Origin of the sequence: Streptococcus acidominimus, from assembly GCF_001921825.1 — a bacterium.
GTDB classification, from domain to species: domain Bacteria; phylum Bacillota; class Bacilli; order Lactobacillales; family Streptococcaceae; genus Streptococcus; species Streptococcus acidominimus.
This window is the reverse complement of the sequence record NZ_MSJL01000066.1, coordinates 1-7,396: the sequence shown is the minus strand read 5'-3', so window position 1 is coordinate 7,396 and position 7,396 is coordinate 1. Positions and strand designations below refer to the sequence as shown.

Below are 7,396 nucleotides of genomic sequence, written 5' to 3'. Positions count from 1 at the left end.
CTATTTTCCTGAACTAAATCCGATTGAAAAAGCATGGGCTAACCTTAAGAAGAAAGTCATGGAGTTACTACCCAAATATAACTCGGTGATAGAATGTCTGAACAATGTTTTTTAAAGTGAAACAACTATACTTCGTTAACTCGTCTTGCTGTACCCCAGTACTATCTGTGACTTTTAACGAAAACTTCCTTTTCTTCATTTCCCCCCTCACACAGTCTCTCCCCAGACTGTTTTGACGAAAACTTCGTTTTCTTTATTTCCCCCCTCACACAGTCTCTCCCCAGACTGTTTGAGCTAGTACTAAAAATAAACTAAACGGCTATACCTGTGGAAGCTAAGAAAGGATAAAAGCATTTATTTTACAGGCGTGTTTTTGATTTTCAAAAGTCATTCATAGAAACGCTTTCCTAAATTTATGATATAATAAATCTATCAAGAAGTGAGGAAGAGAGCATGGAAGTAGTAGATTACAAAAATGTAACAGGTCTGGTGCATTCAACAGAAAGTTTTGGGGCAGTGGATGGACCTGGTATCCGTTTTGTTGTGTTTATGCAGGGCTGCCACATGCGCTGTCAGTATTGCCACAATCCAGATACCTGGGATTTGGTCAATCCTGCTGCGACTGAGCGGACAGCAGAAGATGTCTTAAATGAAGCGATTCGCTACAAGGGATTCTGGGGGAAAGAAGGCGGTATCACCGTATCAGGTGGTGAAGCGACCATTCAGATTGATTTTTTGATTGCCTTGTTTACCCTAGCAAAAGAACAGGGCATCCACACGACCTTGGATACCTGTGCCCTCACTTTCCGCAATACGCCTAGGTATTTAGAGAAATACGCCAAGCTCATGGAAGTGACAGACTTGGTCCTGCTGGACATCAAGGAAATGAATCCTGACCAGCATCGTTTTGTGACAGGACATAGTAATAAAACGATTTTAGAATGTGCCCGTTATCTCTCGGATATTGGCAAACCCGTTTGGATTCGCCATGTACTGGTACCGAATTTAACGGACAGGGATGAAGATTTGGTGGAGCTGGGTCAATTTGTCAAGACCTTGGATAATGTGGAGCGTTTTGAGGTTCTTCCCTACCATAATTTAGGTGAGTTCAAATGGCGGGAATTGGGACGTCCCTATCCTTTAGAAGGCACGAAACCACCTACCAAGGATCGGGTTGAAAATGCTAAACATCTTATGGATACAGAAAGCTATCAGGACTATCTAAACCGTGTGCGGGGAAATGATAAGTGATGAATAATAAAAATCCTTTCAGATGATTTTCTGAAAGGATTTTTTTGTTCATTGGCTCATCTTGAGCGTAGGCATGTATCAAAGGACTGCTCATGATGTCCGAACTAGATGTAACTCGAAAGGCAATTTATACTCGTCGAAAATCAAAATCTGACGTCGTTAACTCGTCTTGCTGAGTAAAAAGCTCCAGTGGAGATTTTTAGCCTGTTCCCTTAAAACAAGAAAGAACAGAGTTCTACCTGTGATTTCATTGCCTAGTCAGGTTTTGATTTTCGTTGAGTATTAGCAATCGGATTGCGAATGCTAGCCTCGCTTAGAAGCTGGCATCATCTATATTGTCCAACCAGTCGCTGGCTGCCTTGGTGGTTGCTGCGAGAGCTCCTTCCTTGAATGGGGATTCAAGATTTGCTGCTGCGACGACTTGAAGGAAGGACTTGGTGCCACCGAGGTCACAGATCCGAAGGTAGTCTTCCCAAGCGGCTTCGTCATGGTCTACCTGCGTACGTTTCCAGAATTGGAGGGCGCAGACTTGGGCGAGAGTATAGTCAATATAATAGAATGGACTTGCAAAGATATGTCCTTGACGATACCAGAAGATACCACGGTTGAGCGCTTCTGATTCGGAGAAATCACGGTCTGGAAGATAGAGTTCCTCTAAACGCTTCCAAGTCGCCTTGCGTTCTGCTGGTGTCATGTTTGGATTTTCGTAAATTTCATGTTGGAAATGATCCACGAGCACTCCGTATGGCAAGAAGAGGAGAGTTCCTGCTAGGTGACCGAACTTGTATTTATCCACTTGGTCTTTAAAGAAGCGTTCCATCCAAGGCCAGGTCATAAATTCCATGGACATGGAATGGATTTCACAAGTCTCATAGGTCGGCCAGATGACTTCAGGACTTGCAATCCAGCGTGAGCGATAGACTTGAAAGGCATGTCCAGCTTCGTGGGTCAAGACATCAATATCTCCGCTGGTTCCATTGAAGTTGGAGAAGATGAACGGACTCTTGTAGTCAGGAATATAGGTACAGTAACCACCGCTATCCTTACCGGGTTTTGCTACTAGGTCAAGCAAGTCATGTTCGACCATAAAGTCGAAAAATTCTCCTGTTTCTGGGGATAATTCCCGATACATTTTTTGAGCCTCGCCGACGATAAATTCAGGATCTCCTTGCGGTCTAGGATTTCCATCTAGAAATTCTAGTGCCAAGTCATAGTGTTTGAGGCTTGGAACTTGGATCCGTTTTGCTTGGCGTTCGCGTAGCTTTTGTACGATTGGCACAACATGCTTGAGAATTTCTTCACGGTAGACTTTGACCATATCGCGGTTGTAATCAAAACGGTTCATTGAGACATAGCCATATTCCACATAGTCTTTAAATCCAAGGGTATGGGCAATCTCGGTTCGTACCTTGACCAATTCATCATAGACACGGTCAAAGTCTGCTTCCTTGCTTGTAAAGTAGGCAGTTGAAGCATCAGATGCAGCCTTACGAACCTCCCGATCGGTTGATTGGGCAAATGGAGCCATTTGAGAAAGGTTATAGGTCTGTCCTTGGAAGTCGATTTTTGCACCAGCAATTAGGTTATTGTATTGGTCAACGAGTTCATTTTCCTTTTGGAAAAGCGGAATTGCTTCAGATGAGAAGATTTTTTGCTTGTTTTCAGCCATCATGAAGAAGGTTTCTGGCAGATAGTCACTCAATTCTGCGCGGTAGGGACAAGCAAGTACCGCTTGGTAATAGACTGTTGTCAACTCTTCAAAGAGGGGTAGGTGCTCATTCCAGAACTTGGTTTCTTCGTTGTAAAAGTCATCGTTCATATCGATAGAATGACGAATGTGCCATAGATTCATTTGGGTATCAATGCTTGAGTTGATAGCTATAATGGCTTTGACAAGCTCGAGTGCTTTTTCTGCTGAATCCGCTGCCTGTAATTGTTGGGTCAAATCAGTCATCTGCTCTTTTACAAGAGCATAGTCGGGACGAGTATAGATATATTCTGTAAATTTCATAGGGGTGTCCTTTCCATTGTTCTATTTACTATCTTACTCTTTTTGAAAACGTTTTGCAAATCAAGAGTGGAGAATGATTTGCAAGTGTCTGAAAATATGCTAAAATAGAATGAATAATGCTTAAAGAGGTAAGATACATGTCTAAATTTTTAGTTTTTGGTCACCAGAATCCTGATACAGATGCGATTGCATCTTCCTATGGTTGGGCGTATTTGGAACGTGAAGCCTTTGGGCGTGACGCAGAAAATGTGGCACTCGGTATGCCGAATGAAGAAACAGCTTTTGCCTTGGAATACTTTGGTGTGGCAGCACCACGTGTGGTAGAATCTGCAAAAGCAGAGGGTGTAGAGCAAGTCATCCTGACAGACCATAATGAGTTTCAACAGTCTATTGCTGATATTCGGGAAGTGGAAGTGGCTGCGGTGATTGACCACCATCGTGTGGCAAATTTTGAGACAGCAAATCCTCTTTACATGCGCTTAGAGCCAGTTGGTTCAGCCTCCTCTATCGTTTACCGTGCTTTCAAGGAAAATGGTCTTACCCCTCCAAAAGAAGTGGCAGGGATGCTCTTGTCTGGTTTGATTTCAGACACGCTTTTACTTAAATCACCGACTACTCATGCCAGTGATCCGCAAGTTGCAGCAGAATTGGCAGAGTTAGCGGGTGTTGATGTGGAAGAATATGGTCTTGCCATGTTGAAAGCCGGAACCAACCTTGCTAGTAAGACAGCAGACGAATTGATCGACATTGATGCCAAAACTTTTGAATTAAATGGAAATGCTGTCCGAGTAGCCCAAGTCAATACGGTCGATATTGCAGAAGTCTTAGAGCGTCAAGCAGAGATCGAAGCAGCGATTGAAAAGGCAAGCGCAGAACATGGCTATTCAGACTTTGTTTTGATGATTACAGACATCATCCACTCCAATTCAGAAATCCTTGCAATAGGTCAAAACATGGATAAGGTTGAAGCAGCCTTTGACTTCGTCCTTGAAAACAACCATGCCTTCCTCGCAGGAGCTGTTTCTCGTAAAAAACAGGTTGTTCCACAATTGACAGAAAGTTTTGGGAACTAATACTCTATAAAAATCAACATCTGGAACTGGCTAAAGCTGAAACAGTTATGTCCCAAAGAGGGGGACACTTGACACGAGTTCCACTCGTTCTATCTCCCACCTCCAACAATCTCTCCCCAGACGGGGTTGACGAAAACTTCGTTTTCTTTATTTCCAACCTTCACCAGTCTATTCCTAGACTGGTGAAGCAAATAGAACTCTGTTCTTTCTTGTTTTAAGGGAACAGGCTAAAAACCTCCACTGGAGCTTTTTACTCAGCAAGGTGAATGAACGACGTCAGAATTTGATTTTTGACGAGTATAAGCTAGCAAATAAAAAGTCCTACTTGGTCGATTAAGTAGGGCTTTTTTGAATATCTGTTTAATTGTATATAGCCGTTTAGTTTATTTTTAGTACTAGGCAACGAGTCGCAGGTAGTACTGGGGTACAGTAAGACGATTTAACGAAGTAATAAAAATATAAACTAAATGACTATAATAGGCTGTTTTTATAGGTTCCATACTTTTATAGTTGATCCGTTTACTTTTTGATTTTTAAAGAGGATAGGCTACTTTTTGCCTAACCTCTTTTTGTATGGTATAATAATCGCATGATTAAAGTGTACCATCCTAGTAAGTTAGCCCGCTCGGTCTTTTTTCAAGACTTGATCCAGTATTTAGACCAGCATGATGATGTGAGCTTGCGGCAGATAAAAAAAGAGTTTGCCTCTGTTTCCAATGTGGATCGGCAATTGGATCGGTTTATTAAAGCGGGATATATCCGTAGGCACAATCGCCGTTATGCTAATAACTTTTCTTGCCTGGCGAACCTAGCAGACTTGTCCCTAGATCAAGAAATCTTTATTGAGACCAATAGTCCTATTTTTGAGGAAGTGGCGCGTGTGACCTTTACCGTAGAAACGAGAAATAGCACCAACAAGGTGGTCATTCAAGAAGAAGTTGATGCTGGTAGGGAGCGCTTGACCTTATCATCCTATTTTTACAAGTTATCTCGGCAGCTTCCTTTATCAGAGGAGCAGGAGGTCTTGTATCAGCTCTTGGGGGATGTCAATCAGGACTATGCCATGAAGTATTTGACGATTTTCTTGTTAAAATTTACACGCAAAGAAAGAGTTCTTCAACGGCGACTAGATATTTTTGTCAAGGCTCTGGAAATCTTGGGGTTTATCAAGAAAGTTGATGAGCAGACCTATGCCTTGACCATGGCTATGGATAAGGAAAATGTGGTGTTTAAAGCCACGAATACTCTTTGAAAATCAGAGGAGCAGTGGAGTAACATGATTCGGGGCTAGACCGTTTCAACCCGAACCTAGAATGTAAGGAGTAAGGAAAAATTCAACTCTTTTTCAATTGATTTTTGACGAGTATAACGATAAAAACTGACAGGATTTCTAGTCCTTGTCAGTTTTCTTTTTGAACCACTCTTCTAGTGCTGCATAGGGTGCTGTCAAGGCTTCTTTCCAGACTTGATAGCGGGTGTCGATGAGACGGCGAAAGAGCGTGTTGAGTATATCTTTTTCTTGCTCTGTCAGATTTTGCTGTTGCTGCATAAGGAGGCTGATTTTTTTCGGAGTGTCAATGGTAAAATCGTTGAGACGTTCGATTCCTGCATCAATGAAGATCCCAAAGAGGAGGTCAAAGAAGTGCTTGAGTTCTTCCTCATTCAGACTAGCTGTCCATGTTTTCAAGGTTTCATCGACTTGGATACTATTTTCTGTCAGGGCAGGTCTTAGCTTGAAATCATGTCCCTCAATCTCCCAAGAAAAGCTGATATGCTGGAGCAAGCCCAAGGCCTTGCTCTCAACAATTTCCGCATGTTCGGGCGTTTCAAGGAGCATACCGACAATCGAATTTTGTGGGATAATAGACTGGATTCGCTCCCTTATCGCATGGTAGCCACTTGATGCAATGACAGATGAGTGAACACCCGGCGAATCATAGGCGATAATCTGGGCAATTCGTTCCTGATCTTCCGCTTTCATCTGACTGCTGGCATAAATTGCGAGGTTGCCACCCTTGGAGTGTCCAGCGACATAGAGCGTCTGATGGGACATGTCCATAATCTTTTTCAAGTAGTTGGTCGCAGATTCTTGGGCAGGGATTTCTACCATATAGGTCATGTGAAAATCCTCTTTCCAGCCGATAATAGTATCGTCCGTTCCTCTGAAGATAGTGACCAGCTTGTCTTGACCAATCTTGTAGGTCATGGCAGCAAATTGCTTTTCCTCCTCCTTATCGTAGTCGTCCACATAGGCTAGAGCTTTGATGGCCTTGAAGCGCTTGGTGTCCTTGAGGAGTTGGAGTAGCTGAATCCGATCTGGGGTAATGGTGACGGAAAGATTCGGAGTATCTCCTTGATAGGTTGCCTCAAATTGCTCGGCTAAATGGTCCAGTCGAAGAGCAGCTTCTGTCGTAAAGTCAGACTTGACCAAATCGTTAAAAGGCAGGTAGGTAATTTCTGTCAAGGCAAGAATATCTAGCCGGTTGAGAGGAAGATCGTAAAAATCCTGATAAGCTACTTCCTCGATATAATTTAGTAGATTTGCCATGTGTTCCTCCTATACTATCTGATGAATATAGTATATCGCATCACACTAAAAATCACAAGTAAATTAAGATACGAGGACGTAAAAAGCGACTGAAAAATAGGAGGCTGACGCTGTGTTCGATGAACATAAGGAAGTCTGTACCTAAAGGTAGCCATACCTGTAATCAGCTAAAGCTGAAACAGTTTCGTCTCTTTTTTCCGAGCTTTTAGTTCGAGTTCAATTATAAGATACAAGAGCGTCAAAAGCACACAGTGAAAACATACTAAGCTTAGTAGAGAAGAATTCTCCGACGGGAGATAACTTCTCTACTTTTTCTTTATGATAAAGTAGAAGTATCTTGTTATGTCGTATTTCCTTTTGACGCTTGACGTCGTAGTGAAAACAGACAAGACACTTGTTTTAGGCAGAATTTTATCAAAGTATGTGGGACGCCCGACGTCGTGTATTGAAAATGAAATCACTAAAACAAATCATCATTCAAGACAAAGAGGTAATCATCATGCGAGTAGTATT

At 42.4% G+C, this 7,396-nt stretch carries 5 protein-coding genes; 3 read left to right on the top strand and 2 right to left on the bottom strand.

Features of this window, described 5'->3' with window-relative positions; all coding sequences use genetic code 11:
• Window positions 1–453 precede the first annotated feature (453 nt).
• Window positions 454–1,251 (top strand): pyruvate formate-lyase-activating protein, encoded by a 798-nt coding sequence (gene pflA, locus BU200_RS09675; protein WP_075099945.1) that lies wholly within the window; start codon window positions 454–456, stop codon window positions 1,249–1,251.
• 313 nt (window positions 1,252–1,564) lie between these two features.
• Here the strand turns inward: pflA and BU200_RS09670 are convergent, their stop codons facing one another.
• Window positions 1,565–3,262 (bottom strand): M3 family oligoendopeptidase, encoded by a 1,698-nt coding sequence (locus BU200_RS09670; RefSeq protein ID WP_075099944.1) that lies wholly within the window; start codon window positions 3,260–3,262, stop codon window positions 1,565–1,567.
• A gap of 137 nt (window positions 3,263–3,399) precedes the next feature.
• Here BU200_RS09670 and BU200_RS09665 point away from each other — a divergent pair, with 137 nt between their 5' ends.
• A complete protein-coding gene (locus BU200_RS09665; RefSeq protein ID WP_075099943.1) occupies window positions 3,400–4,335 on the top strand; it encodes a manganese-dependent inorganic pyrophosphatase in 936 nt (311 codons plus the stop codon).
• A 589-nt stretch (window positions 4,336–4,924) separates the two neighbouring features.
• The gene (locus BU200_RS09660) at window positions 4,925–5,587 is read left to right on the top strand and encodes a DUF1803 domain-containing protein (RefSeq protein WP_075099942.1); all 663 of its coding nucleotides are present in this window, start codon (window positions 4,925–4,927) and stop codon (window positions 5,585–5,587) included.
• 138 nt (window positions 5,588–5,725) lie between these two features.
• Here the strand turns inward: BU200_RS09660 and BU200_RS09655 are convergent, their stop codons facing one another.
• A complete protein-coding gene (locus BU200_RS09655; RefSeq protein WP_075099941.1) occupies window positions 5,726–6,883 on the bottom strand; it encodes a DUF2974 domain-containing protein in 1,158 nt (385 codons plus the stop codon).
• Window positions 6,884–7,396: the final 513 nt, after the last annotated feature.

Coding starts and splice junctions, on each gene's coding strand:
- pflA (WP_075099945.1), top strand. CDS start 454: ATGGAAGTAGTAGATTACAAAAATGTAACAGGTCTGGTGCATTCAACA.
- BU200_RS09670 (WP_075099944.1), bottom strand. CDS start 3,262: ATGAAATTTACAGAATATATCTATACTCGTCCCGACTATGCTCTTGTA.
- BU200_RS09665 (WP_075099943.1), top strand. CDS start 3,400: ATGTCTAAATTTTTAGTTTTTGGTCACCAGAATCCTGATACAGATGCG.
- BU200_RS09660 (WP_075099942.1), top strand. CDS start 4,925: ATGATTAAAGTGTACCATCCTAGTAAGTTAGCCCGCTCGGTCTTTTTT.
- BU200_RS09655 (WP_075099941.1), bottom strand. CDS start 6,883: ATGGCAAATCTACTAAATTATATCGAGGAAGTAGCTTATCAGGATTTT.